The 23,694-nt window shown below is 67.4% G+C and carries 26 protein-coding genes; 22 read left to right on the forward strand and 4 right to left on the reverse strand.

All coding sequences use genetic code 11. From position 1 onward, the window contains the following. Both C5F48_RS02995 and C5F48_RS03000 read right to left on the reverse strand, forming a co-directional pair. Nucleotides 1-299: cation:proton antiporter domain-containing protein (locus C5F48_RS02995; protein ID WP_258186480.1), on the reverse strand; the 299-nt coding region annotated here is incomplete at its 3' end. Further along, entirely contained in the window at nucleotides 299-526 is a 228-nt protein-coding gene (locus C5F48_RS03000; protein ID WP_107662424.1) for a helix-turn-helix domain-containing protein, read from the reverse strand. The genes C5F48_RS02995 and C5F48_RS03000, both read right to left, overlap by 1 nt. Nucleotides 527-822: 296 nt before the next feature. Between C5F48_RS03000 and C5F48_RS24745 the strand changes: the two genes are divergently transcribed. Then, complete coding sequence (locus C5F48_RS24745) at nucleotides 823-1,716, forward strand: hypothetical protein (RefSeq protein WP_146170551.1); 894 nt, start codon at nucleotides 823-825, stop codon at nucleotides 1,714-1,716. Here C5F48_RS24745 and C5F48_RS03010 read toward each other — a convergent pair. Further along, entirely contained in the window at nucleotides 1,676-2,650 is a 975-nt protein-coding gene (locus tag C5F48_RS03010) for a LysR family transcriptional regulator (RefSeq protein ID WP_107662426.1), read from the reverse strand. The genes C5F48_RS24745 and C5F48_RS03010 overlap by 41 nt on opposite strands. Nucleotides 2,651-2,742: 92 nt before the next feature. Here C5F48_RS03010 and C5F48_RS03015 point away from each other — a divergent pair, with 92 nt between their 5' ends. The 20 genes from C5F48_RS03015 to C5F48_RS03110 all read left to right on the forward strand — a co-directional run bounded on the left by C5F48_RS03015 (nucleotide 2,743) and on the right by C5F48_RS03110 (nucleotide 21,552). Next, nucleotides 2,743-3,642, forward strand: coding sequence for a dioxygenase family protein (locus tag C5F48_RS03015; RefSeq protein ID WP_107662427.1), 900 nt, complete (start codon nucleotides 2,743-2,745; stop codon nucleotides 3,640-3,642). 50 nt (nucleotides 3,643-3,692) lie between these two features. After that, the gene (locus tag C5F48_RS03020) at nucleotides 3,693-4,652 is read left to right on the forward strand and encodes a VOC family protein (RefSeq protein ID WP_107662428.1); all 960 of its coding nucleotides are present in this window, start codon (nucleotides 3,693-3,695) and stop codon (nucleotides 4,650-4,652) included. Further along, nucleotides 4,652-5,308 (forward strand): alpha/beta hydrolase, encoded by a 657-nt coding sequence (locus C5F48_RS03025; RefSeq protein ID WP_107662429.1) that lies wholly within the window; start codon nucleotides 4,652-4,654, stop codon nucleotides 5,306-5,308. Before C5F48_RS03020 ends, C5F48_RS03025 begins: the two co-directional genes overlap by 1 nt. Before the next feature lie 149 nt (nucleotides 5,309-5,457). Then, nucleotides 5,458-6,732: an ABC transporter substrate-binding protein gene (locus C5F48_RS03030; RefSeq protein WP_107662430.1), complete on the forward strand. Its 1,275-nt coding sequence runs from the start codon at nucleotides 5,458-5,460 to the stop codon at nucleotides 6,730-6,732. A gap of 891 nt (nucleotides 6,733-7,623) precedes the next feature. Then, nucleotides 7,624-8,433: an SDR family NAD(P)-dependent oxidoreductase gene (locus tag C5F48_RS03035; protein ID WP_107662431.1), complete on the forward strand. Its 810-nt coding sequence runs from the start codon at nucleotides 7,624-7,626 to the stop codon at nucleotides 8,431-8,433. Nucleotides 8,434-8,502: 69 nt separating this feature from the next. Beyond that, nucleotides 8,503-9,798, forward strand: coding sequence for an ABC transporter substrate-binding protein (locus tag C5F48_RS03040; RefSeq protein ID WP_107662432.1), 1,296 nt, complete (start codon nucleotides 8,503-8,505; stop codon nucleotides 9,796-9,798). Nucleotides 9,799-9,821: 23 nt separating this feature from the next. Continuing rightward, complete coding sequence (locus tag C5F48_RS03045; RefSeq protein ID WP_107662479.1) at nucleotides 9,822-10,550, forward strand: ABC transporter ATP-binding protein; 729 nt, start codon at nucleotides 9,822-9,824, stop codon at nucleotides 10,548-10,550. After that, nucleotides 10,547-11,278 carry an ABC transporter ATP-binding protein gene (locus C5F48_RS03050; protein WP_107662433.1) on the forward strand — a complete coding sequence of 244 codons (732 nt, stop codon included), beginning with the start codon at nucleotides 10,547-10,549 and terminating at the stop codon, nucleotides 11,276-11,278. The genes C5F48_RS03045 and C5F48_RS03050 overlap by 4 nt, the downstream gene beginning before the upstream one ends. Then, nucleotides 11,265-12,122, forward strand: coding sequence for a branched-chain amino acid ABC transporter permease (locus C5F48_RS03055; protein ID WP_107662434.1), 858 nt, complete (start codon nucleotides 11,265-11,267; stop codon nucleotides 12,120-12,122). Before C5F48_RS03050 ends, C5F48_RS03055 begins: the two co-directional genes overlap by 14 nt. 3 nt (nucleotides 12,123-12,125) lie before the next feature. After that, nucleotides 12,126-13,154: a branched-chain amino acid ABC transporter permease gene (locus tag C5F48_RS03060; protein ID WP_107662435.1), complete on the forward strand. Its 1,029-nt coding sequence runs from the start codon at nucleotides 12,126-12,128 to the stop codon at nucleotides 13,152-13,154. Next, nucleotides 13,151-14,161, forward strand: coding sequence for a zinc-dependent alcohol dehydrogenase (locus tag C5F48_RS03065; RefSeq protein WP_107662436.1), 1,011 nt, complete (start codon nucleotides 13,151-13,153; stop codon nucleotides 14,159-14,161). Before C5F48_RS03060 ends, C5F48_RS03065 begins: the two co-directional genes overlap by 4 nt. 14 nt (nucleotides 14,162-14,175) lie before the next feature. Further along, entirely contained in the window at nucleotides 14,176-14,964 is a 789-nt protein-coding gene (locus tag C5F48_RS03070; protein ID WP_107662437.1) for an alpha/beta fold hydrolase, read from the forward strand. Nucleotides 14,965-14,989: 25 nt separating this feature from the next. Beyond that, the gene (locus C5F48_RS03075) at nucleotides 14,990-16,210 is read left to right on the forward strand and encodes an acyl-CoA dehydrogenase family protein (protein ID WP_107662438.1); all 1,221 of its coding nucleotides are present in this window, start codon (nucleotides 14,990-14,992) and stop codon (nucleotides 16,208-16,210) included. A gap of 55 nt (nucleotides 16,211-16,265) precedes the next feature. Next, nucleotides 16,266-16,826 (forward strand): flavin reductase family protein, encoded by a 561-nt coding sequence (locus tag C5F48_RS03080; RefSeq protein WP_107662439.1) that lies wholly within the window; start codon nucleotides 16,266-16,268, stop codon nucleotides 16,824-16,826. A 208-nt stretch (nucleotides 16,827-17,034) separates the two neighbouring features. Beyond that, entirely contained in the window at nucleotides 17,035-17,754 is a 720-nt protein-coding gene (locus tag C5F48_RS03085) for an ABC transporter ATP-binding protein (protein ID WP_107662440.1), read from the forward strand. After that, nucleotides 17,751-18,464: an ABC transporter ATP-binding protein gene (locus C5F48_RS03090; RefSeq protein ID WP_107662441.1), complete on the forward strand. Its 714-nt coding sequence runs from the start codon at nucleotides 17,751-17,753 to the stop codon at nucleotides 18,462-18,464. The genes C5F48_RS03085 and C5F48_RS03090 overlap by 4 nt, the downstream gene beginning before the upstream one ends. Next, entirely contained in the window at nucleotides 18,461-19,324 is an 864-nt protein-coding gene (locus C5F48_RS03095) for a branched-chain amino acid ABC transporter permease (RefSeq protein WP_107662442.1), read from the forward strand. Before C5F48_RS03090 ends, C5F48_RS03095 begins: the two co-directional genes overlap by 4 nt. Nucleotides 19,325-19,331: 7 nt before the next feature. After that, the gene (locus C5F48_RS03100) at nucleotides 19,332-20,363 is read left to right on the forward strand and encodes a branched-chain amino acid ABC transporter permease (protein WP_211314667.1); all 1,032 of its coding nucleotides are present in this window, start codon (nucleotides 19,332-19,334) and stop codon (nucleotides 20,361-20,363) included. 12 nt (nucleotides 20,364-20,375) lie between these two features. Next, complete coding sequence (locus C5F48_RS03105) at nucleotides 20,376-21,212, forward strand: intradiol ring-cleavage dioxygenase (RefSeq protein WP_107662444.1); 837 nt, start codon at nucleotides 20,376-20,378, stop codon at nucleotides 21,210-21,212. Nucleotides 21,213-21,219: 7 nt separating this feature from the next. Then, nucleotides 21,220-21,552, forward strand: a complete 333-nt coding sequence (locus C5F48_RS03110; RefSeq protein ID WP_107662445.1) for a hypothetical protein — start codon at nucleotides 21,220-21,222, stop codon at nucleotides 21,550-21,552. 15 nt (nucleotides 21,553-21,567) lie between these two features. Here the strand turns inward: C5F48_RS03110 and C5F48_RS03115 are convergent, their stop codons facing one another. Then, the gene (locus tag C5F48_RS03115) at nucleotides 21,568-22,518 is read right to left on the reverse strand and encodes a LysR family transcriptional regulator (RefSeq protein ID WP_107662446.1); all 951 of its coding nucleotides are present in this window, start codon (nucleotides 22,516-22,518) and stop codon (nucleotides 21,568-21,570) included. An 87-nt stretch (nucleotides 22,519-22,605) separates the two neighbouring features. Between C5F48_RS03115 and C5F48_RS03120 the strand changes: the two genes are divergently transcribed. Continuing rightward, nucleotides 22,606-23,679 carry a maleylacetate reductase gene (locus tag C5F48_RS03120; RefSeq protein ID WP_107662447.1) on the forward strand — a complete coding sequence of 358 codons (1,074 nt, stop codon included), beginning with the start codon at nucleotides 22,606-22,608 and terminating at the stop codon, nucleotides 23,677-23,679. Nucleotides 23,680-23,694: the final 15 nt, after the last annotated feature.

A 23,694-nucleotide genomic window follows, 5' to 3' on the forward strand; every position in this document is an offset into this window, starting at 1 on the left:
AAGGCCGTGAAGATGACCTGCCCGAGCCCGGTCGTCGCCGACACCACACCCAGCGACCGGATCAGTTTCACGTCGAGCTTGATGCCGACCAGGAACAGGAGCACGGCGATCCCGAGTTCCGACAACAGGTCGATCTGCGCATCTGACCGGACGACATCCAGCGCCGAGGGCCCCGCTACCAAGCCGACGGCGATGAAGCTGACGATCAGCGGCTGCCGCGCCAGCGCGCCGACGAGCCCGATGCCGGCAGCCATCACCAGGAGCAGGGCCACTTCGGCGAAAGGGGTCAGGTCCGCCACTATGCTTGCCCCATGGCCGATTGTCCTTTCAAACCAAGGCCCAGCTTTTCGGGTGCGGTCTGGTGGGCCGACAGGAACTCCTGAAGATCAGTGTCAGCGCTGCGCCAGCCCTTGCCGATGTCGATGGCGTGCAGATCGCCGCCCTTGATCCAAGGGCGCACGGTCGCCTTGGCGCCTTTCAGGCGGTCGGCGCCTTCTTTGACAGGCTGGTGCTGGTCCTGTGGCATGGTCCACTGCTTCTGCTCGGGTTCTGCCAAGAATAGTGCAGAGTTGATGCTTTTGATTGACTTGCATCAACCGTTGGCCTCACGCGGATCCGTCTGCGGGCTCCGTTGCACAAACCCCTTGAGGGATTCCTCTCGTGAATCCAGTATGGTAGCCGGGCAGCATGACTAGGCCCACCCCCGCCTACATGACCAGGAACTGGCCGGCCCACAATGAAGCGCTCAAGCGCCGCGCCAGACTGGCCGCCAGCCGTCGCCCCAGCGCGGGCCGCCGGACCGGGCGTGAGCGGGAACAGCAGGTGTCCGAGCCAGTCGGGAATAGCCGGGCTGCCGGAGCAGGGAGCGAACAGGCCGTCGCCGGTCTCCAGCGCGCTCGCGGGGCTGAAGCGGATCCAGCCGGTCAGTTCCTCGACGAAGGCCGGATCGTCCATCGGCGCGCTGTTGCCCGCAACTACGAAAGCGAGCAGAGCGTCGCGCTACGCCCTTCCGGTGAGCAGCCGGACGAAGACGCCCTCTTCGCGCGCCGGGGCCTCCACGATCGCGATCCCCTCGCACGGGCGGGCATGGCCACGCTGGGTGATCATCAGCCCCTCGCGGGCGTCCATGCAACCTCCACCGCCGCGGCCATGCGGGCGCTGGCCTTGCCGGCCCGACCATCACGACCCGCCCCGCAGGTTTCGCCGGCAGATGCGCGGCCAGTGAACGGATCGGATCGGCCTCCTCTGCCGCACCTTTCCAGCCGCGAGGCTCTGACCGCCGAGGCCGGCGGCGGGCTCAATGACGCGGTGATCGCGGCGGCGCCCTTCCTGCCGGCAGAGACGCGCTTTGATCCGGGCGGGGTGCGGATCGGGGCCGGCACGGGCAATATGGGATTGGCCAGTTGCGGCGGCGGTGCGAGGGGCGCCACGCCCCTGATGAACTCGCCCGGCATCAATGCCCGCGCCACGGCGCCGATGGTGATGAAAGTGCTGATCTGGGATCAGATCCTTGATGTGACCGGGACCGGCGCGGTGCGCAACCTCAAGGGCGATCTTCCGGAGGGGGACGCGCCGGTGGGGCGGGGCGACGGCGGGCGAAGGCCTCATGCTGGCGGCGAACCGGGTGGCGAGCCTGCTGCGCCGCTACGGGCTGGAAGGCCCGTGGAAAGGATGATCAGAGCGGTTGGTCCGCGGGGGCCTCGGCGCCCCAGATGACCGCGCGCTCATGCCGCCGGATGACGTGCTTGAGATTGTCGAAGGCGCCTATGATATGGCCGGCAAAGCGCTCGGCTGCCGGCGCGCGGGCCACATTCACCCGCCGCAGGATCCCGAGGGACCGGTTCGGCTGCGGGATGTTGTAGGGCAGCACGGTGATGCGGCTTTCCTTGCGTTGGGCGAAGACGGTGGAATAGGGCAAGACCGCCAGCGCATCGGTTTCGGCCAGCACATTGACCACGCTCATCAGCGAGCCGCCCGAATAGCGGATGTTCAGATCCGACATGCCGATCGACATCAGGATCATCTGCAGATCCGACATCAGGGGCGATCCGGGCAGCGGCGCGACCCACGGATAGGTCGTCAGATCCTGCGCCTCGAGCGGGCGTTTGCGCATCAGTGGATGGCCCGGACGGCAGGCCACGATGTTGCGGCCGGGCAGGATCTCGGTGAACTCGAACCCCGCCCCGAGGTCCAGCACGCCGATGGGCACGACGCCCATGTCGATCTGCCCGGCCTCCAGCGCCGCGGCCATTTCCGGCAGGTTCATATAGCTTTGCTGGACGGTGACGCCGGGCTCCTGATTGAGGAACTCGCCGATCATCTGGCTGATCATCGCATCCATGAAGAAGGGCACGCCCGCCACCCGCACCACGCCCTTGGTGCCGCGCACGAAGCCCTGCACGGCATCCGAGGCCCGGCGCGAGGCGGCGATGATCGTGCGACCCTGCACCGCCAGCTGCATGCCGAGCGGCGTCGCCTGCAGCGGCCGGCGGCCCTTCACGAAAAGCGGCTCTCCCACCCGGTCCTCCAGCATGGCGAGCGAGCGCGAGACCGCCGGCTGGGTCAGCCCCAGCATGGCGGCCCCTTCCGACACGCCGCCCGCATCGAGGACGGCGGCAAGCTGCATCAGGTGGCGTTCATTCAGTTTCATAGCACTCTGTTATACCGCCCTCCGAACAACTCAATCAAAAAAGCGCGCCGCGCGGTAAAGCTGGACGCAACGGGGAGGGGAGGCTCCGGCGGATGCAGGGCGAGAGATCGGTCCTGCCGGTGGGCGCGGCCCCGCAGGCGGACAGCAGCACAGTCAAGGACCATGATGGCGCGGCCTTTTCGGCCCGTTTGGCAGGCCTGCCGACCGGCCGGCTGGGGCAGGGGCTGGCGGTGCTGGTCGATGCGCTGGACGGGCTGGTGCGCGAACTGCAGTTGACGCCCGCGGAGTTCCGGCAGGTGCTGGATTACCTGACCGAGGTCGGCCATGCCGCCGATGCCAGACGGCAGGAATGGGTCCTGCTGGCCGATACCCTGGGCCTGTCGATGCTGGTCGAGGATCTGAACTCCCCCCGCCCGGCAGGCTGCACGCCGAATACCGTGGCCGGCCCCTTCTATCGCGCCGACGCGCCGCTGCGCGACAATGGCGGGTCGATCAGCCTCGATGGCAAGGGGGTGCCGTTGCAGGTGCGGGGGCGTGTGCTCTCGCTGGACGGGATGGCGCTGCCCGGCGCCTCGGTCGAAGTCTGGCAGGCCGACGGGCAGGGCAAATATGAAAATCAGGAACCCGACCTGCAGCCCGAAAACAACCTGCGCGGCCGGCTCAGGACGGATGGGCAGGGACGCTTCGCCTTCCGTTCGGTCATGCCGGGCGGCTATGACCTGCCGTCCGACGGGCCGGTGGGGCGGCTCATGACGCGGCTCGGCCTGTGCCTTGCCCGCCCCGCCCATATCCACTTCCGCGTCTCCGCCGAAGGGCATGAGCGGCTGACCACCCACATCTTCGACCGCGCGGATCCCGCCATCGGTCGCGATGCGATCTTCGGGGTGAAGCCCGAACTCTTGGCCGATTTCCGCGCTGCGCCCCTCGACGGAGGTGTGACGGGCCGCGCGCTCGACCTTGACCTTGTGCTTTGCCCGTTGCGGCAAGGCTGACCCAGAACGGCCCGGCGATGCCGGGCTGCACGACAAACGGAGGAGAGACCATGTCCACGATCAGCGGATACCACCACCTGACGATGTCCACGGACGGCGCGCAGGAGGATTTCGATTTCTACACCAAGACCCTTGGCCTGCATTCGGTCAAGCGCACCGTGCTGTTCGACGGCGTGGTGCCGGTCTATCACCTCTACTATGGCTCGCCCGATGGTGACGCCTCGACCATCATCACCACCTTCCCCTTCAAGAAGCCGGGTGTCTATGGCCGCCGCGGCACCAATCAGTCGCGGACCATTATGCAGTCGATCCCGATGGGGGCGGCCGATTTCTGGGTGGACCGCCTGAACCGTCTGGGCCTGCCTGCCGAGAAGATCACCCGCTTCGGCGCCGACCGTGTGGCCTTTGCCCATCCCTGCGGCATCCCGCATGAACTGGTGGAAAGCGACAGCGACCCCCGCGCGCCGATCACCAATGACGCGCAGGGCATTGGCGCCGCCCATGGCATCAAGGGGATCTATGGCGGTCTGGTCGCCTGTTTCGACCGCACGGCCATGGATGATTTCATGACCGTAGCACTGCCGCTGACCAAGGAGGCCGACACGCACGAAGGTACGGTCTATCGCGTGCCGGACGCCAATGGCGTCATCCAGCGCGTCGAGGTGATCGAGGACCGCACCAGCCCGCAGGGCACCTGGACTCTGTCGGGCGGCACCATCCACCACCTCGCGCTGAACACCGGCACCGAGGAAAACCAGATGAAGCTGCGCGCCCATATCGAGGGGCTGGGCTTCACCGACATCTCGGAACAGAAGGACCGCAACTACTTCAAGTCCTGCTATGTCCGTTCGCCCGGCGGCGCGCTCTTCGAACTGGCATGGACCACCCCGCAGGGCTGGGCCCGCGACGAGGAGCCGGGCCAGATCGGCAAGACCCTGGTCTTCCCGCCGTGGTTCAAGGATCGCGAAGCCGAGCTGCGCGAAGGTCTGGAACAGGCCGAGTTCGCCTGATGGCGGAGGCACTCGCATCGGGTGCGGTGCATCTGGCAGTGCCGGGCGCCAAGGCAGGGGCAAGGGCGGTCTGCGTCCTTGTCCACGGTCGCGGCCAGTCGCCCGAAGAGATGCAGTCGCATGTTCTGGCGCGGCTTGCCGCGCCGGATGTGGCCTTCATCCTGCCGCGTGCGCCCGGCTCGCGCGCGCTCGGCGGCGCGTGGTATGCGGCCAGGGCGGTCGATCCGCTGACCGGGGAGACGAACGCGGCCTTGGCCGTGGCGCGCGACCATCTGGCGGCCGACATCGCGGCGGCCCGGGCGCTTTACCCCGGTCTGCCGCTGGTGCTGGCGGGCTTTTCGCAGGGCGCCTGCCTGTCGCTGGAATACGCCTTCGCGGGCCTGCCTGCAGCTGACGCGCTGGTGGCGTTGACCGGCTGCCGCGTGGGGGCGCTGCAGGATTGCCGCCCGAGGGCGCTGGCGCCGGAATTGCCCGTCTGGCTGACCGGATCGGACGATGATCCCTGGATCCCGGTGACCGCCTTTGCCGAGGCGGCGCTGGAACTGGGGCGCGGCCGCGCCCGGCTGCAGGCTGCGCTCTATCCCGGCCGGGCGCATGAGGTCTCGGATCCCGAAATCGCGCTGCTGCAAGGCGTGCTGGCCGCGCCGCGCCGCTGACCATCACGGCATGACCCGGCGGCTTCATAACGCCGGGTTATGCTGCCCGGCCAAGATCCTAAACAAAAGCCGCCTGCCCGCGGACATGCTTGGCGCGGGGACGGCGCGGGCGGGAAGGGTCGCGCCCGAAGCTCATCAGGGAGGATGACATGTTTACCAGACGGAAATTCCTGCATGCATCGGCGGCCAGCGGCGTGACCCTTGCAGCCTCGGGCCTTGCCGCGCCCAGTCTTGCGCAGGGGGCGAAGATCAAGCTCGGCTATGTCTCGCCGCAGACCGGCCCGCTTGCGGGCTTCGCCGAAAGCGATGCCTGGAACATCCAGGCCTTTCTGGCCTCCGATCTCGGGCGGAACTTTGAGGTGGTGGTGAAGGACAGCCAGTCCAACCCCAACCGCGCGGCGGAGGTGGCGAAAGAGCTGATCCTGAGTGATGGCGTCAACCTGATGCTTGCGGCCTCCACCCCCGAAAACACCAATCCGGTGGCGGGCGTCTGCGAGGGGGAGGGGGTGCCGGTGATCACCACGGTGGCCCCCTGGCAGCCGTGGTTCATCGGCCAGCAGGGCAATCCGCGCGACCCTGCGAGCTGGCAATCCTTCGACTATGCCTTCCACTATTTCTGGGGCATGGAGGATGTGATCCGGGTCTATACCGCGATGTGGGATCAACTGGCGACCGACAAGGCGGTGGGCGGGCTCTTCCCCAATGATGCCGATGGCAATGCCTGGGGCGACAATGACAACGGCCTGCGTCCGGGTCTGGCGGAAAAGGGCTATGCCCTGACCAATCCGGGGAGCTTCCAGAACCTGTCGGATGATTTCTCGGCCCAGATCAATGCGTTCAAGGCGGCCAACACCGATATCATCACCGGCGTGCTGATCCCGCCCGATTTCGCCACCTTCTGGGCGCAGCTGCGCCAGCAGGGGCTGAGGCCCAAGGCGGTGACGGTGGCCAAGGCGCTCCTGTTCCTGCAGTCGGTGGAGACGCTGGGGGAGGCGGGGCACAACCTCTCGTCCGAGGTCTGGTGGTCGCCCTCGCATCCCTACTCCTCCACCTTGACCGGGCAAAGCTCGGCCGAGTTGGCCGATGATTTCACCGCGAAAACCTCGCGGCCCTGGACCCAGCCGATCGGCTTTGTCCATTCGCTGTTCGAGGTGGCCGCCGATGTCATGGGGCGCGTGGAGGACCCGGGCGATGGCGACGCGGTGGCCGAAGCTGTGGCCGCGACCGACATGACCACCGTGGTCGGCAAGGTTGCCTGGAACGGCGCGGGCGTGCCGGATTTCGCCGCAAGGAACGTCTGCAAGACCCCGCTCGTCGGCGGGCAATGGCGGATGAAAGAGGCTGGCGGTTACGACCTCGTCATAGTGGAGAATGGCGGCGCCAGCGAGATCCCGACCGGCGGGCAGATGGAGGCCTTGGCCTGAACCCGCCTCCGGGCGGCGGGGCCGCTCCCGCCCCGGCCGCCCGGATCAATTGACGTTCGCGACGGGCCAGCTGCGGCCACGCGGCGCCCCGACAGAGGGCCGCCGGCCTGCGCCGATGCCATGGCGCGGCGGCGTGCTGCCTGCGCGGGCAGGAATTGCCGCCTCCGGCAGCCGGGCAGCTATAGCCAGCGCCGGGGCTGAAACGGAGCCGTCGGGCCTGCGCAGCCCCTCAGCTTCGCTGCTTTCGCCTGGGTTTGCGGGCCGGATGCAGCTGCGGAACAGCACAACATCCGGATCATCCTCACCCCGGCCTTGGGCCAGCTTGCCGATCACCCGGCAGGCGCGATGGCCCTGTGCCGCAGGCGGTTTCCTCACAGATCCTCAGCGCGCCGAAGGAATGCTCTGCAGGACCCGAAGCATAGACAACGGGCCGACTGTCCCGGCGCCTCGCCCGCCTCCTTGTGCCGGCGGCTGGGCATCGCCGCGATCCGGCAGGGCAGCCGACCCGGCGTCGCCGCGGAGGGACGTGGGTTTCCTGATCCGACTTGATGGATTCTACGAGACAGTCAGGCAATTTCCCCATTGCCTCAATGACATATCCCGCTCCCCGGCGACCCGTGGCAGGGCGATCCGGCAGCATCGGCAGAGCCGGCATATCGGGTATATACCGGTTCGCTATAAAAACTCCTGTTTTCCGCATTTGACTTGGCGGGCCATCGCACGGCTTCATGCTGTCGGTAATCGCGCCCTCTGGGAGGGGGGTGGGAGCTTCTCGTCAAGTTTTCAGCGGCATCCGGGGCTTTCCTCGGGCGAAGGCGCATGTCCTGCCCATGGGGCAGGTCGGCCGCCTGTCGCCGCGCCTGACGGGAGCAAACGGGGGAGGAGAGTGTCATGGCTTCACTTGAAACGATGTTCGATGTGCGCGGGAAATCCGTGATCGTCACCGGCGGCGCCAGCGGCCTCGGCCGGGCCTATGCCGAGATCATGGCCGAAGGCGGCGCCAGGGTCTGCATCTTCGACATCGACGGCCCGGGGATCGACCGCGCCGTGGCCGGGATCGCGGGCGAGGTCTGGGGTCAGGTGGTCGATGTGGCTGATCGCGCGGCAATGACCAGGGCCTTCGACGAGGTGGCCTCCCGTCATGGCCGCATCGATACGGTCTTCGCCAATGCCGGCATCGATCCGGGGCCGGGCTTCATGACGCCCGAAGGCGAGCGCAATCCCGATGGGGCCATCGAGAACATCCCCGACAGCCAGTGGGACCGCGGCATCGAGATCAACCTGACCTCGGTCTACACCACGGTGAAGAACGCCGTGCGTCACATGAAGCCGAATGGCGGCGGAGAGATCATCGTCACCTCCTCGATCGCGGCGGAGATCAACGAGAGCATCGTCGGCACCAGCTACATGCCTGCCAAGGCGGCGGTGAACCACTTCGTGCGGCATATGGCGATGGAACTGGGCGCCTACGGCATCCGCGTCAACGCGATCCTGCCCGGCCCCTTCATCACCAATATCGCCGGAGGCCGCCTGCGCAACAAGGCCGACCGCGCCGCCTTCGAGGCGCAGTCGCTGATCGGCCGCATCGGCGATGTCGAGGACATCAAGGGCCTCGCGCTGCTGCTGGCCTCGCCGGCCGGCAGCTACTTCACCGGCTCGCTGATCGTGATCGACGGCGGTTCGCTGACCCGCATGACCTGACTGCTCCGCCCCCCGACCCGCTCTGGAGGAGGGCGGTTCGGGGCAAGGCCAACCCCGAGGGAGGAAGACATGACCTATTACAACAAGCTGATCGGATCGGGCATCAGCCGCCGGTCCCTGCTGCGCGGCATGGGGGCGGGGGTTGCGGCCTCCAGCCTCGCGCTGCCGGGCTATCTGCGGGCGCAGACCGCCGGCAGGATCAAGATGGCCTACATCACCCCCGCCACCGGTCCGCTCGGACTGTTCGGCGAGACGGACGGCTATACCGTGCAGAAGATCCGCGCGGCCTTGGGCGGGCAGATCACGACGGTCGATGGCCGGGTCTACGAGCTGGAGATCCTGGAGCGCGACAGCCAGTCCAACCCCAACAAGGCGGCCGAGATCGCCGGCGACCTGATCCTGAACGACGAGGTGCATCTGGTGGTCCCCGCCTCGACCACCGACACGATCCTGCCGGTGATGGAACAGGCCGAGCTGTACGAGACGCCCTGCATTTCCTCCGGCGCGCCATGGCAGGCGGTGGTCTTCCCGCGCGGTGGCGGCGAGTTCGACTGGACCTATCATTTCTTCTGGGGGCTGGACGAGGCGCTGAACACCTTTGTCGGGCTCTGGGACGGGGTGGAGACCAACAAGAAGGTCGGCATGCTGTTCCCGCAGAACATCGATGGCGAGACCTGGGGCAATGACGAATACGGCCTGCCGGTGCCGACCCGCGCCGCCGGCTACGATGTCACCATTCCCGGCTATTTCCAAGCGCGGACCAACGACTTCTCCGCCCAGATCGCCGCCTTCAAGCAGGCGGGTTGCGAGATCATCGGCGGCATCACCTATCCCGATGACCTGAAGACCTTCGTGACCCAGTGCAACCAGCAGGGCTTCAAGCCGAAGGCGGTGACTGTGGCGGCGGCCCTCCTGTTCCCGGGCGGGGTCGAGGCCATGGGGCCTCTGGGCAACGGCATGTCCTCCGAAGTCTGGTGGACGCCGGCCTTCCCCTTCCCCTCCACCCTGACCGGGCAGGACAGCCGCGCGCTGGCCGAGCAGTGGGAGACCGATCAGAAGCGGCAATGGACCCAGCCGCTCGGCTATTCCCATGCGCTGCTCGAGGTCGCGATCGACATCCTGAGACGCTCCGCCGATCCGCTGGACCGCGAGGCCAACCGCGAGGCGATGGCGGCGACCGACATCACCACCGTCTGCGGCCCGGTGAAATTCGCGGGCGCCCCGCACAAGAACATCTGTACCATGCCGATCTTCGGCGGCCAATGGGTCAAGGGCGAGAAATGGCCCTATGACCTGAAGATCGTCGACAATTCGGTCAACCAGCTGTTCCCGCCGGAACAGAAGATCGTGCCGATCTCCTGGTGATCATGTTGGATCTGGGGGCCGGGATGACCCGGGACATTCTGCTGGGCGCGCGCGATGTGTCGAAGAGCTTCGGCGCGGTGCGGGTTCTGCATGGCGTCAGCTTCGATGTGCATCGGGGCGAGGTGCTGGGCATCCTTGGCCCCAACGGTGCGGGCAAGACCACGCTGTTCAACATGATCAGCGGCGACATCAAACCCTCCGGCGGCGAAATCCGCCTGGGGGAGGTGACGCTGAAGGGCGAACCGCCCTTCCGTCGCTGCAAGATGGGGATCGGGCGGACCTACCAGATCCCGCGCCCCTATTCCGGCATGACCACCTTCGAGAACCTGCTGGTCGCCTCGGCCTTTGGCGGCGGCAAGTCGGAACGGGACAGCTATGCCTTCTGCGCGCAGGTGCTGGAGGAATGCGAGCTGGCCGACAAGGCCAATCTGCGGGCGGGCGGCCTCACGCTGCTGGACCGCAAGCGGCTGGAGCTGGCCCGCGCGCTGGCCTCGGACCCCAAGCTCCTGCTGCTCGACGAGATCGCGGGCGGGCTGACGGATGAGGAGTCGAAGGACCTTGTCGCGCTGGTGCGCCGCATCCGCGACCGGGGCGTCACCATCCTCTGGATCGAACATGTGCTGCATGCGCTGCTCGCCGTGGCGGACCGGCTGATGGTGCTGAACTTCGGCGAAAAGATCGCCGAAGGCGCGCCCGACGCCGTGATCGCCGACCCGGAGGTGAAGCGCGTCTACATGGGGATCGAGGGATGAGCGGGGCCATTCTCTCCACCCATGGGCTGATCGCGCGCTACGGCGATTTCCAGGCGCTGTACGGCATCGATTTCGAGATCGATGCCGGCGAGGCTGTGGCCCTGATCGGGGCCAATGGCGCCGGAAAATCCACCTTCCTGCGCGCGCTCATGGGGCTTCTGCCTGTCGCCGCCGGCATGGTGCGGATGGAGGGGACGCCCATCGGCGGCACCGCCACCGACCGCATGGTGCAGATGGGCGTGGCCATCGTGCCCGAAGGGCGGCGCCTTTTCGCGGGCATGTCGGTCGAGGACAATCTGCGCGTCGCAATGGATCAGGCCGAGCGGCTGGGCCGCAAGGGCGGCTGGTCGCTGCAACGCCTGCACGACCTGTTCCCGATCCTGAAGGAAAAGGCCCGCACCCCGGTGCAGAGCCTGTCGGGCGGGCAGCAGCAGATGGTCTCCATCGGGCGGGCGCTCCTGTGCCAGCCGAAGCTCCTACTGTGCGACGAGATCAGCCTCGGCCTCGCGCCCAAGGTGATCCGCGAGATCTACGCCGCCCTGCCGGAGGTGCGGGCGCAGGGCACCTCGATCATTCTGGTCGAGCAGGACGTGGGGCTCGCGAAACAGGCGAGCGACCGGCTCTATTGCCTGCTCGAGGGCCGCGTGACCCTGACCGGCCCATCCGCCGAGGTCACCCGCGACGCCATTTCCCAAGCCTATTTCGGAGGTTCGCATGCAGTGGTTTGATGCGCTGGTGCAGGGCGTGCTGCTGGGCGGCATGTATGCGCAATACGCGCTCGGCATGGCGCTGATGTTCGGCGTGATGAAGATCGTCAATGTCAGCCACGGCGATCTGGTGATCCTGCTGTCGCTGGTCGGCATCTCGCTGGCCTCGTCATTCGGCCTCGGGCCCTTCACGGTGATGGTGGCGCTGGTGCCGCTGGCCTTGGCCCTGGGCTGGATCCTGCAGAAGGCGATCCTGAACAAGGTGGTGGGCGAGGATCCCCTGCCATCGCTGATCGCGACCTTCGGCCTGTCGCTGGCGCTGCAGAACCTGATGCTGCAGATCTGGTCGGCCAACAGCCGGTCGCTGCCCGGCGGCGGCATCGAGAGCAGATCGATCGAGATCGGCGGCATCTATATCGGCCTGCTGCCGGTGATCGTGCTCGTCTTCGCCATCGGCCTGACCTGGGGGCTGGATCTGATGCTGAAGCGGACCCGCTTCGGTCGGGCCCTGCGCGCCGCGGCGGCCGATGTCGAGGCGGCGGCGATGACGGGGATCGACGCGCGCAAGGTCTATGCCTCCGCCACGGCCATCGCGGTCGGCATCCTCGGCTTTGCGGCGGTGTTCCAGTCGCTGCGGTCGACCGTCGCCCCGGCGGATGGCGGGGCGCAGCTGATCTACGCCTTCGAGGCGGTGATCATCGGCGGCATGGGATCGATCTGGGGGGCGTTCGCCGGGTCGATGGTGCTGGGCATCACCCAGGCCATCGGCTTCCGCATCGACCCCGGTTTCGGCGTGCTGGCCGGGCATCTTGTTTTCCTGCTCGTGCTGGCGACCCGCCCGCAGGGCCTGTTCGGAAAGGTCTGAGACATGACTGCGTTTCCTCGCGGGTCTGCCCCGCCTCGGGTGCAGGTGCACCGCCAGACCTCTTCCGGGCGCATCGCGCTGGTGCTGTTCGCCCTTGCGGTGATCGGGCTGGTGGCGATGCCGTGGTGGGCCAAGACCGGCACCATCCGGATGATCCTCGAGCTGTGCTGCTATATCGCGGTGGCCCAGATGTGGAACATGCTGGCCGGCTACGCCGGTCTGGTCTCGGTGGGGCAACAGGCCTTCATGGGGGCGGCCGGCTATGCGCTGTTCGTGCTGGCCCAGACCTTCGGCATCAACCCGTTCCTCGCCATCTTCCTGTCCTTGCTGGCGCCTGCCGTGCTGGCGGTGCCCTGCTATCTGCTGTTGCACCGGCTGGACGGGCCCTATTTCGCCATCGGCACCTGGGTCGTGGCCGAGGTGTTCCGGCTGGCGGCCTCGAACCTCGGCTGGCTGAACGCAGGCGCGGGCATGTCGCTGTCCGTGATGAAGGATTACTCGGCCTTCGAGCGCAATGTGGCGATGTCGCTGCTCTGCGCGCTGATGATCCTTGTCACCATCGGCGGCAGCTACTGGTTCCTGCGCTCGCGCTACGGGCTGGCGCTGATCGCCATGCGGGACAATCCGGTGGCGGCGGCCAGCCAGGGCGTCGACGTGAAACGTCTGCGCTTCATGATCTACGTCGCGGCGGCGGTGGGCTGCGGCCTGGTCGGCTCGGTCTATTTCATGGCGCAGCTGCGCATCAATCCGCCGTCGGCCTTCGATCCGATGTGGTCCAACATCGCGATCTTCATCGTGATGGTGGGCGGCATCGCCTCGATCGAAGGGGTGCTGATCGGCGCGCTGATCTATTTCATCGCGGATCGCTGGTTCGGTGAATATGGCGCCAGCTATTTCGTCGTGCTGGGGCTGATGACCGTGCTGGTCGCGCTTTCGGCCCGCAGCGGCATCTGGGGCATGATCTCGAAACGCTGGGATGCGCCCTGGTTCCCGATCCGCCGCCATCTCACCCTCACGAAGGAAACGCCATGAAGGCCGTCATCTTTGACGCGGTCGGGGCGCCGCTGCGTGTCGAGACCCGCCCCGACCCGACCCCCGCACCCGATGAGGTGGTGCTGCGGGTCGCGGGCTGCGGCATCTGCGGCAGCGATCTGCATATCACCGAGGATCCGGCGACCTTCGGCGTCGGGGCCGGTTCTGTGCTGGGACACGAGATCTCCGGCAAGGTGGTGGCGGTGGGCCGCGATGTCACGGTGCTGCAGGTCGGCGACGGGGTGGCGGTGGCGCCGATGCGGGGCTGCGGGCAGTGCGCCCGCTGTCTGGCCGGCGATCCGGCGCGCTGCCCCTCGATGCAGCTGATCGGCGGCGGCTATGCGGAATATGTCACCGTGGCCGCGCGCCAGTGCCGCCGGATGCCCGCGGATGTCGCCCTGGCGGATGGCGCGCTGGCAGAGCCGCTGTCGGTTGCGCTGCACTGCATCGTGCGGTCCGGCATGACGCCGGGCGACCGGGTGGCCATCGTCGGCGCAGGCCCCATCGGGCTGCTGGTGGCTTTCTGGGCGCGCCGCATGGGCGCGAGCCATGTGGTGGTGGCCGATATCCAGTCGCATCAGCGCGAACGGGCCCTGGCGCTGGGGGCGACCGGTTTCGCGATGTCGGGCGAAGTGCTGGCCGAAAACCTGGCGGATCTTTGCGAGGGTCCGCCAGACATCGTCTTCGAATGCGTGGGCAAGCGCGGGCTGTTGCAGGCGGCGTCTCAAGCCGTGCGGCCTCAGGGCAAGGTGATCGGCGTCGGCCTCTGCATCGGCGGCGACGACTGGGATCCCTTCATCGCGCTGTCGAAGGAGATCGACCTGATCTTCTCGGTCTTCTTCCACCAGAAGAACGAATTCGGCGTCGCTCTGGATGCGCTGACCAGCGGCATCCCGCAACAGCTGATCACCGACCGGATCGGCCTGTCGCCCGTCCCGCAGGTGTTCGAGTCGCTGCGCCGCCGGATCACGCAATGCAAGGTGCTGATCCAGCCCGAATTTTCCTGAGGAGGAGCAACGAGATGTCCGCAAGTTACGAGACGCTGGAATTCGACATCGGCGGCGTGCAGACGGTGGTGAGGGCCTTCGGGCAGGGCAAGCCGGTTCTGTACCTGCATGGCGCAGCCACGCTGGAAGGCTTCGATTTCGCGGCCGGTCTTGCAGACCGCTTCCGCGTGCTCTGCCCCAGCCACCCGGGCATGGGCCTCTCGGGCCCGGCGCCGCATATCGCCGATATGACGGATATGCTGCTGCATTATCTGAACCTGCTGGATGCGCTGGCGCCGGAGGAAAAGCCGCATCTGATGGGCTTTTCCATGGGCGGCTGGATGGCGACGGAGCTCGCCGCCGTTGCGCGTGAGCGTTTCGACAAGCTGGTGCTGATCGCCCCGGCCGGGCTGAACGATCCCGCGCATCCCGCCACGCCGCTGTCCGACATCGCGCCGCAGGAGTTCCCCGGCTACCTGACGCATGATCCGGGGATCGCGGCGAAATACTTCCCCGATGGCGCCGATCCGGTCTTCGCCGAACAGTTCGGCGCCGACCGTGCGCGCGAGGGCGAGACGGTGGCCCGGCTTTGCGCAGCCTTCGGCATGGGGCATCCGAACCTGAAGCGCTTCATGGCGCGCATCACCAACCCCACCCTGCTGGTCTGGGGCGCGGAAGACCGGCTGCTGCCGGCCTCCCAGGCCCCGATCTGGCTGCAGCATTTGCCGAACGCGCAATTCCTTTCCGTTCCCGGCGCCGGCCACCTGGTGCCGCAGGAACGCCCGGAGACCCTGAAAACCATCGGCGATTTCCTCGCCGCCTGATCCCCGCATCCTGAGGAGGAGCAAAATGAACAAGCCCATGAACCACGGCTACTGGGGCAAGACCGTCGACTATCGCGCGCTGCTGAAGCAGATCGCCGAGATCGGCCCGCAGCTCGAGGCCAATGCGCCCGCGGATGAGGCGGCGGGAGAGTTGACGCCCGAAAGCTTCAACCTGCTGGCGCCGCTGCGCTTCTCGCATCTTCTGGCGACCGAGGACCTGGGCGGCGCCCAGATGCGCCCGAGCGAAGTGCTGCAATTGCTGGAAGCCGTCAGCTACCACTCCGGCTCGGCCGGCTGGGTGTCGATGGTGCATTGCTGCATCGGGGCGATGTCGGCGGCTTTCCTGCCCGACAGCGCGGTGGAACGGCTGTTCGCGCCGGGCACCGACAACCGCTTCTCGGGGCAGGGCGCGCCTCTGGGCATGCTGAAGAAGACCGAAGGCGGCTACAGGCTGACCGGGAAATGGTCCTACGGGTCGGGCTTCAGCCACGCCACCTGGTCGCATTCGGCGTGTTTCGTCGATGACGGCACAGGCAAACCCGCCAAGGACGAGGCGGGCAATGTCATCGTGATGTGCGCCCATGCGCCGATCCCGGAACACAAACAGCTGGGCAACTGGGATGTGCTGGGCCTGAAGGGCACCGGGTCGATCGACTATGCCGCCGAGGATGTATTCATCGCCGAGGATCTGGTGTTCCCGATCCTCACCGCCTCGCCGCAGCGCCTGAAGGAGCTGTTCTCGCTCGGCATCGTCGGTCTTGCCGCCATCGGCCACACCGGCTGGGCCATGGGTGCCGGGCGGCGGATGCTGGACGAGATCGCCACCTTCGCCCGGTCGAAATCCGGCCGCGCCGGTGCCTTGGGCGAGAGTGAGAAGTTCTGGCATGACTACGGCCGCGCCGAGGCCAGCTATCGCGCCGCCCGCGCCTTCGTGATGGAGGTCTGGGGCGAGATCGAGCATATGGCGGAAAGCGGCCAGATGATGACCACCCGTCAGGTGAGCCTCGTGCATCTGGCCAAGGCGCAGATCCATGAGGTGGGCGCCGAGGTCTGCAACTTCGCCTATCGCGCCTCGGGCGGGGCAGGGCTGCGGGCGGGCGTGATCCAGCGCACCTTCCGCGACATGATGGTTGCGGCCAACCACTTCACCATCGCGCCCTCGATCGTGACGTCGGCGGGGCGCGAGATCGGCGGCCAGTGGTCGGATCGCGTCTGGCAATTCTATGACCTGATCGAGAAGAAGTGACCACAACCTGCCGGGCTGGGGACAGCCCCGGCCCGGACTTTCCGGAGCTCCGCACATGACCGACCAACCGCTTTCCCTGGCCTTCCGCGAGGCCTTCCGCTGCCATCCCGCCGGAGTTGCGGTGATCACCGCCGATCCGGGCGATCGGCCGGTGGCGATGACGGTATCCTCGCTGATCTCGGTCAGTTCCGATCCGCCGACCGTGGCGTTCTCGCTGTCGTCGAAATCGGGCTCCACGGCTGCGGTGTTGGCGGCGGGCGGGGTGGTCATCCATCTGCTGCGCTTTGCCGATCTCGATCTGGCGCGGCTTGGCGCCACCCCGGGTGCGGACCGCTTCGGCCCCGACGTGCAATGGGCCCGCCTGCCCAGCGGCGAGCCGCACTATCCGGGGGTCGCCACCTGGTTCCGCGCCCGCATCAAGGGCTCCTTGCCGGTGGAGGGCGCGACAGTGGTCGTGGCCGAACTGCTGGAAGGGGCGGCGGGCCAGTCTCCCGGCGCGCCGGAGTTGGAATCGCTGATCTACCTCGACCGCCGCTGGCATCGCCTGCGCGAGGCGGCCGATGGCCATGCCAGCCTGACCCTGATGGCGGATGACGGTCGCGATGTCTTCCGCTGATCGCGTCCCCGGTTTTGGCGACGTCGATGGACTGGCGGTGGGCGCGGCAGGGCGATGACCTCCGGCGTGGGATCATCGTCGGGGATGCCGCCCGGTTCATAACACGATGCGATATTGAGGACCGATCATCCGATCATCTTGCCTGAACTGTCGCCCTAGGATGGGCAGAGAAGGCCCGCCGGGGAGGGCGGACCGAGGGGGAGTATCCATGGCGATCCTGTCGCTGCAGGGCGTGTCGAAGAGTTTCGGCGCCCTCAAGGTCACCGATGAGGTGGGGTTCGCGCTGGAGCCGGGCGAGGCGCTTGGCATCATCGGCCCGAATGGCGCAGGGAAATCGACCCTGTTCAATCTGATTACCGGCAATCTGCGCCCCGACCGGGGTCAGGTCCTGCTGGACGGGCGCGACATCACCGAGGAGACCCCGATGCAGCGCTGCGCCAGCGGCATCGGGCGGTCCTTCCAGATCCCGCAGCCCTTCGGGCAGCTTTCGGTCTATGAGAACCTGCTGGTTGCAGCACGTTTCGGCGGCGGCCTCTCTGCGGCCGAGGCCCCGGCGCAATGCATGGATATCCTGCGGCGCTGCGGGCTTGCGCGGCATGCCGACCGCAAGGCGGGGAGTCTCCCGCTGCTGGATCGCAAGCGGCTGGAACTGGCCCGCGCCATGGCCACGCGCCCCCGCGTCATCCTGCTGGACGAGATCGCGGGCGGGCTGACCGATGCCGAATGCGTCGCGCTGGTCGCGACGATCCGCGCCATCCATGCCGAGGGCGTCGCGATCATCTGGATCGAACATGTGCTGCATGCTCTGACCTCGGTGGTCAGCCGGCTGATGGTGCTGAACTTCGGCCGGATGCTGATGATCGGCGCGCCGGAGGCGGTGATGGCCGCTCCGGAAGTGCGGGAGATCTATCTGGGGATCGAGGCATGAGCCCGCTGCTGGAGCTGCGTGGGCTGACCGCGCATTACGGAGATTTTCAGGCGCTGTTCGGCGTCGATCTGGCGCTGGAGGAGGGCCGGACTCTCGCCGTCATCGGCGCCAATGGCGCGGGCAAGACCACGCTGATGCGGGCGATCACCGGCATTGCCCGGGTCTCGGGCGGCAGCGCCGCGCTGGCGGGGGCCCGGATCGACCGGATGGCGGCCCCCGATATCCTGCGCGCGGGCATCGCCATGGTGCCCGAAGGGCGGCGGCTGTTTCCCAGCCTCTCGGTGGAGGAAAACCTGCGCATCGGGGCCCATGCGCGCCGGGGCAACGGCTTCTGGACGCTGGCCCGGATCTACGAGCTGTTCCCGGTGCTGCGCGACCGCCGCCTGCAGCCGGCAACGGCGCTGTCGGGCGGGCAGCAGCAGATGGTCGCCATCGGCCGCGCGCTGATGTCGAACCCGCGGGTCCTGCTCTGCGACGAACTGAGCCTCGGCCTCGCCCCGGTGGTGATCCGCGAGATCTACGCGGCCTTCCCCACCATCCGCGACAGCGGCGCCGCCATCGTGGTGGTGGAACAGGACATTTCTCAGGCGCTGAAAGTGGCGGATGCGGTGCATTGCATGATGGAGGGGCGGATCACCCTGTCGGGGCCTCCGGCAAGCCTCAGCCGCGAAGCGATCCATGATGCCTATTTCGGGGTGCGGCACGCATGATCTGGCTTGATACACTCCTCCAGGGGCTGATGCTGGGCGGGCTTTACGCGCTGTTCGCCGCCGGGCTTTCGCTGGTCTTCGGCATCATGCGGCTGGTCAATCTGGCGCATGGCGATCTGATCGTGCTGGGCGCCTATCTGATCCTCGGGCTTTGCACGGCGCTTGGTCTGCATCCGTTCCTGGCCGCCGTTCTGGCGCTGCCCCTGATGTTCGGGCTGGGCTGGCTGTTGCAGACCGCATTGCTGAACCGGGTGCTGGGCGAGGATATCCTGCCGCCGCTTCTGGTGACCTTCGGCCTGTCGGTGGTGATCCAGAACGCGCTGCTGATGGGCTTTTCCGCCGACAGCCGCAAATTGCCGGTGGGCCCGATCGAAGCGCAATCGCTGCCGCTGGGCCCGGTCACGGTGGGGGTGATGCCTCTCCTGACCTTCGGTTCCGCCATTCTGGTGATCTGGGGGCTGAACCAGCTGTTCTATCGCACGGCGCTTGGCCGCGCCTTCCGCGCCACCTCGGATGATCCGGTGACCGCGCAGCTGATGGGCATCCGCCCGCGCTCGATCTTCGCCATCGCCACCGGCATCGCGTTGGTCGTGGCGACGATTGCGGCGCTCTATCTTGGCGCGCGGGCGAATTTCGATCCGGCCGCCGGCCCGGCCCGGCTGCTCTATGCCTTCGAGGCGGTGATCATCGGCGGCCTCGGCAGTCTTTGGGGCACGCTGGCGGGCGGCCTGGTGATCGGGGTGGCGCAGGCCTTCGGCGCGGCGCTGAACCCGGAATGGCAGATCCTCGCCGGACATCTGGCCTTTGTCGCGGTGCTGCTGCTGCGCCCGCGCGGGCTGTTCCCGCGCGCCTATGATTGAGGCCGTGATGACGAGAAAGACGCTGCTCCCCTTGATCCTGCTGATCGCCGTCCCCTTGCTTGCCGCCCTGCCGGTGATCGGCAGCCGGGCGCTGGTGCAGGATCTGTTCATGGTGCTGTGCCTCTTGGTGCTGGCGCTGAACTGGAACCTGCTGGCCGGCTTTGCGGGGCTCGTCTCGGTCGGCCAGCAGGCCTTTGTCGGCATTGGCGCCTATGCGCTCTATGCCTGCGTCATCCTGTGGGGGATGGACCCGCTGGCGGGGCTTCTGATCGCCGGGCTGGTCGCCATGGCGCTGTCGGCGCCGGTGGCCTTCTTCGCCTTCCGCCTGCATGGCGCCTATTTTGCCATCGGCACCTGGGTGGTGGCCGAGATCGCAAGGCTCTGCCTCGGCCAATGGAAGGCGCTTGGCGGCGGCACCGGGACCTCGCTTCCGAAGGGCGCCGCGCAGGAGATGTGGGGGGCCGAAACCGTGCGCGCCCTGATCGGCGGATCGAAAGCGGCAGCGGTCGATGCGCTGACCTACTGGCTGGCGCTGGCGCTGGTCGTGGTGATGCTGGTCGCCAGCTGGGCCTTCCTGCGCTCGCGCATGGGGCTCGGGTTGCAGGCGGTGCGCGACAATCCGGTGGCCGCGCGCGCCGTCGGGGTCGACCCCACTCGCCTCAAGGCGCTGGTCTTCCTGCTGACGGCTTTCGGCACCGGGATCTGCGGCGGCCTGCTCTTCATCCAGATCGGGCGGATCTCGCCGGATGCGGCGTTTTCGCTGTTGGACTGGACGGCCTTCGTCATCTTCATCGTCGTGATCGGCGGCATCGGCACCTTGCCCGGCCCGGTCATCGGCGTTCTGGTCTTCTACGGGCTGGAGCGTCTGCTGGCCGATTTCGGCACCGTCTATCTGATCGTCCTCGGGCTGATCGGCATCGCGATCATGCTGTTCGCGCGCCGCGGCCTCTGGGGCAGCTTCCTGCTGCACACCGGCATCGACCCGCTGCCACTGTCGCATGCGGCGCCGCGCGCCGGTTCCGCCAACCGATCTTTTTGAAGGACAGGGATCATGAGCTATTTCACCGAAGCCAATTCCACCGCGACCGTGAACGGTCGCATCGGTCCCGACACCGATGCGCGTCTGGCCGAGGTCATGGCCAGCCTGACCCGGCATCTGCATGACTTCGTTAAGGATGTCGCCCTCACGCCCGCGGAATGGGACTATGCCGTGGGCTTCCTGACCCGCACCGGCCAGATCTGTTCCGGCGAGCGGCAGGAGTTCATCCTGCTTTCGGACGTTTTGGGCGTGTCGATGCTGGTCGATGCGATCAGCAACCGCCGCCCCGAGGGGGCGACGGAGAATACCGTCTTCGGCCCCTTCCATGTCGAGGGAGCGCCGATCCGGGCGATGGGCGACAACATCAGCCTGGATGGCAAGGGCGAAAGCTGCCTGTTCGAGGGGCGGGTGCTGGATCTGGAGGGCAACCCGATCGAGGGTGTGACCGTCGACGTCTGGTCCGACAATGCGGACGGTTACTATGACGTGCAGCAGCCGGGGATCCAGCCGAAATGGAACAACCGCGGCCGCTTCATCACCGGGCCGGACGGGCGTTATGCCTTTCGCGGCATCAAGCCGGTCAGCTATCCGATCCCCGATGACGGGCCGGTCGGGCAGATGCTGGCGCAGCTTGGCCGCCACCCCTATCGCCCGGCGCATATGCATTACCTCATCACCAAGCCGGGCTGGCAGAAGCTGGTCACCCATACCTTTGTCGGCGGCGATGAATACCTGACTTCGGATGCGGTCTTCGGGGTGAAGGACAGCCTTGTTGCGCCCTATGAGCGGCTGGAGGGCGCGGACACGCTGTGGCGCTCGCCCTTCGATTTCATTCTGGTTCCTGCCTGAGGCCCCCATGCCCAATGTGAAGCTCTATATCGACGACAGCCGCTACGCCGAAGCCCGGCCCCGCATCAGCGCTCTCTTGCCCGGGCTGCGCGACATGCTCTGCGCCCGGTTGGAGGTCGATCGGGCCGCCTGCCAGCTCGCGGTCCTGCCGGTGCTGGCGCTGCCCGACCAGCCCGGCATCAATGCCGAGCTGCATGTGCTGCCCCGCGCGTCGCGCAGCCGGGACAGGCTGGAGGCGGTGGCGGCGGAACTGCGCACCCTGCTGGCGCAAGACAGCGGCCTGACGGTGGCGGTCCGGATCGTGACGCTGGATGCCGCGACCTATGTGGCGCTGAAATGACCGTCCCCCGCCCCGTCAGCCCCGGCGGCGCGTGATCTGCTGGTCATGATGCATGCGTTCCTCCAGCCTCTGGCATTCCGCCCGCAGAAATCCGGTGAGTTGGCGCACCGCGGGCGGCGCCTGCCGGTCGGTGACGCTGAGGATCCCCATCTGGCGTTCGGCATGGTCGATCTTCAGCGGCAGCGCCTCCAGCGGGATGGTGCGGCGCGACAGGAAGACCACCGAATAGGGCAGCACCGTCAGCGCATCCGACCCCGTCAGCACCGACTGGATCGAGGCCAGGGTCCCGCCCGAGAAATTGATCCGGAAATCCTCCTGCCCGATGCTCTTGAGGGCGCGTTGCAGGTCGCGGTAGAGCGGGCTGTTCGTCGGGGGCGCGATCCAGGCATAGGGCGCGATATCGTTCAGCGTGATCGCCTTGGTGCGGGTCAGCGGATGGCCGGCGCGGCAGGCGATGACGTTGTTGCCCGACAGAAGCGGCATGAAATCCAGATCCGGCGGCACTTGACCCGGATGCAGCGGCAGGATCGCGACATCCAGCCCACCATTGCGCAGCCCCGCCTCCAGCCGTTCGGAATAGCCGTAGGACTGGTCGATCTGCACATCGGCATGACGCGACTGGAACTCCGCGATCATCGAGGCCACGACCCCGTCCATGAAGATGGGCGACCCGCCGACGCGCAGCCGCCCGGCCAGCCCCTGCCGGAAGCGCTGCACCAGCAGGCTGGACTCCTTGTTGGCGGCATGGATGCGGGCGCCGAGGCGGGCAAGGCTGGCGCCAAGCTCGGTCGGGCGCAGCGGGCGGCGGCCCGGCTCGAACAGCGGCAGACCGATGCGTTCCTCCAGCAGCGCCATGGAGCGCGACACCGAGGGCTGCGATTTGCCAAGCGCCTCGGCCCCTTCGGTGAGGCCGCCGCGCTCCACGATCGCGGCGAGGATCTCCAGATGTTCGCTGTCCAGCTTCATGCCTCAACGGCATATAATAACCCCATGATCCGATCAATATTTATAAAGCCCGGGGTTAGTTTCACTTCGATACAGGGGAGGAGCCCGATGTCCTTTTTCCGCGAGGAGTTCACCGCGCGCAGCGCGGCCGTGCGCGTGCGCTTCGGTGCAGGCATCCGCAAGACCGTGGCGGATGAGATCGACGCGCTCGACGCCCGGCGGGCGCTGATCCTGACCACGCCGCAACAGGCGGCGATGGCCGAAGAATTCGCGGCGCTGTGCGGGCCACGCGCGGTCGGCCGCTACACCAGGGCCGCGATGCACACGCCCGTCGACGTGTCGGAAGAGGCGACCGCGCTTGCCCGCGAGCTGCAGGCGGATGTGCTGATCGCGGTCGGCGGCGGGTCGACCACGGGTCTGGGCAAGGCCATCGCGCTGCGCACCGATCTGCCGCAGATCGTGGTGCCCACCACCTATGCCGGGTCCGAGGCCACGGGCATTCTGGGCCAGACCGAAAACGGGGTGAAGACGACCCTGACCAGCGCCGCGGTCCAGCCCGAGGTGATCCTTTATGACGCCGAGCTTGTCACCAGCCTGCCGGTGGCGATGACGGTGACCTCGGCGCTCAATGCCATGGCCCATGCGGCGGAGGGGCTCTATGCCCGTGACCGCTCGCCCCTGTCGTCGCTGATGGCGGTCGAAGGCTTGCGCGCCTTCCGCGACAGCCTGCCCGGGGTGATGGCGCAGCCCGCGGATGTGGCGGGGCGTGGCGAGACGCTTTATGGCGCCTGGCTCTGCGGCACCGTGCTGGGGCAGGTCGGCATGGCGCTGCATCACAAGCTTTGCCACACGCTGGGCGGCAGTTTCGATCTGCCCCATGCCGAATGCCATGCCGTGATCCTGCCGCATGCCATCGCCTTCAACGCGGGCGCAGTGCCGGATCTGCTGGCGCCGGTCATCGAGCTCTTCGGTCATGGCAATGCGGGCCTCGGCCTGTGGCATTTCGCCAAGGCGGCAGGCGCTCCGATGGCGCTGCGGGATCTGGGGCTGGCCGAATCCGATCTGGACCGCGCGGCCGATCTGGCCTCCGCCAATCCTTACTGGAACCCGCGCCCGGTGACGCGCGAGGGCATCCGCGCGCTGCTGCAGGCGGCTTGGGCCGGCCGGCACCCGGCGATCTGACATTCGGGTGTTGGG

The organism is Cereibacter changlensis JA139 (assembly GCF_003034985.1).
GTDB lineage: Bacteria > Pseudomonadota > Alphaproteobacteria > Rhodobacterales > Rhodobacteraceae > Cereibacter > Cereibacter changlensis.

Bases quoted from the DNA above. Each gene is read 5' to 3' on its own strand.
- C5F48_RS03045 (WP_107662479.1), top strand. From the start codon at position 9,822: ATGACCCGGGACATTCTGCTGGGCGCGCGCGATGTGTCGAAGAGCTTC.
- C5F48_RS03055 (WP_107662434.1), top strand. From the start codon at position 11,265: ATGCAGTGGTTTGATGCGCTGGTGCAGGGCGTGCTGCTGGGCGGCATG.
- C5F48_RS03020 (WP_107662428.1), top strand. From the start codon at position 3,693: ATGTCCACGATCAGCGGATACCACCACCTGACGATGTCCACGGACGGC.
- C5F48_RS03060 (WP_107662435.1), top strand. From the start codon at position 12,126: ATGACTGCGTTTCCTCGCGGGTCTGCCCCGCCTCGGGTGCAGGTGCAC.
- C5F48_RS03095 (WP_107662442.1), top strand. From the start codon at position 18,461: ATGATCTGGCTTGATACACTCCTCCAGGGGCTGATGCTGGGCGGGCTT.
- C5F48_RS03030 (WP_107662430.1), top strand. From the start codon at position 5,458: ATGTTTACCAGACGGAAATTCCTGCATGCATCGGCGGCCAGCGGCGTG.
- C5F48_RS03010 (WP_107662426.1), bottom strand. From the start codon at position 2,650: ATGAAACTGAATGAACGCCACCTGATGCAGCTTGCCGCCGTCCTCGAT.
- C5F48_RS03065 (WP_107662436.1), top strand. From the start codon at position 13,151: ATGAAGGCCGTCATCTTTGACGCGGTCGGGGCGCCGCTGCGTGTCGAG.
- C5F48_RS03120 (WP_107662447.1), top strand. From the start codon at position 22,606: ATGTCCTTTTTCCGCGAGGAGTTCACCGCGCGCAGCGCGGCCGTGCGC.
- C5F48_RS03105 (WP_107662444.1), top strand. From the start codon at position 20,376: ATGAGCTATTTCACCGAAGCCAATTCCACCGCGACCGTGAACGGTCGC.
- C5F48_RS03110 (WP_107662445.1), top strand. From the start codon at position 21,220: ATGCCCAATGTGAAGCTCTATATCGACGACAGCCGCTACGCCGAAGCC.
- C5F48_RS03100 (WP_211314667.1), top strand. From the start codon at position 19,332: ATGACGAGAAAGACGCTGCTCCCCTTGATCCTGCTGATCGCCGTCCCC.
- C5F48_RS03000 (WP_107662424.1), bottom strand. From the start codon at position 526: ATGCCACAGGACCAGCACCAGCCTGTCAAAGAAGGCGCCGACCGCCTG.
- C5F48_RS03085 (WP_107662440.1), top strand. From the start codon at position 17,035: ATGGCGATCCTGTCGCTGCAGGGCGTGTCGAAGAGTTTCGGCGCCCTC.
- C5F48_RS03035 (WP_107662431.1), top strand. From the start codon at position 7,624: ATGGCTTCACTTGAAACGATGTTCGATGTGCGCGGGAAATCCGTGATC.
- C5F48_RS03070 (WP_107662437.1), top strand. From the start codon at position 14,176: ATGTCCGCAAGTTACGAGACGCTGGAATTCGACATCGGCGGCGTGCAG.
- C5F48_RS03025 (WP_107662429.1), top strand. From the start codon at position 4,652: ATGGCGGAGGCACTCGCATCGGGTGCGGTGCATCTGGCAGTGCCGGGC.
- C5F48_RS03080 (WP_107662439.1), top strand. From the start codon at position 16,266: ATGACCGACCAACCGCTTTCCCTGGCCTTCCGCGAGGCCTTCCGCTGC.
- C5F48_RS03075 (WP_107662438.1), top strand. From the start codon at position 14,990: ATGAACAAGCCCATGAACCACGGCTACTGGGGCAAGACCGTCGACTAT.
- C5F48_RS03050 (WP_107662433.1), top strand. From the start codon at position 10,547: ATGAGCGGGGCCATTCTCTCCACCCATGGGCTGATCGCGCGCTACGGC.
- C5F48_RS03090 (WP_107662441.1), top strand. From the start codon at position 17,751: ATGAGCCCGCTGCTGGAGCTGCGTGGGCTGACCGCGCATTACGGAGAT.
- C5F48_RS03115 (WP_107662446.1), bottom strand. From the start codon at position 22,518: ATGAAGCTGGACAGCGAACATCTGGAGATCCTCGCCGCGATCGTGGAG.
- C5F48_RS03015 (WP_107662427.1), top strand. From the start codon at position 2,743: ATGCAGGGCGAGAGATCGGTCCTGCCGGTGGGCGCGGCCCCGCAGGCG.
- C5F48_RS03040 (WP_107662432.1), top strand. From the start codon at position 8,503: ATGACCTATTACAACAAGCTGATCGGATCGGGCATCAGCCGCCGGTCC.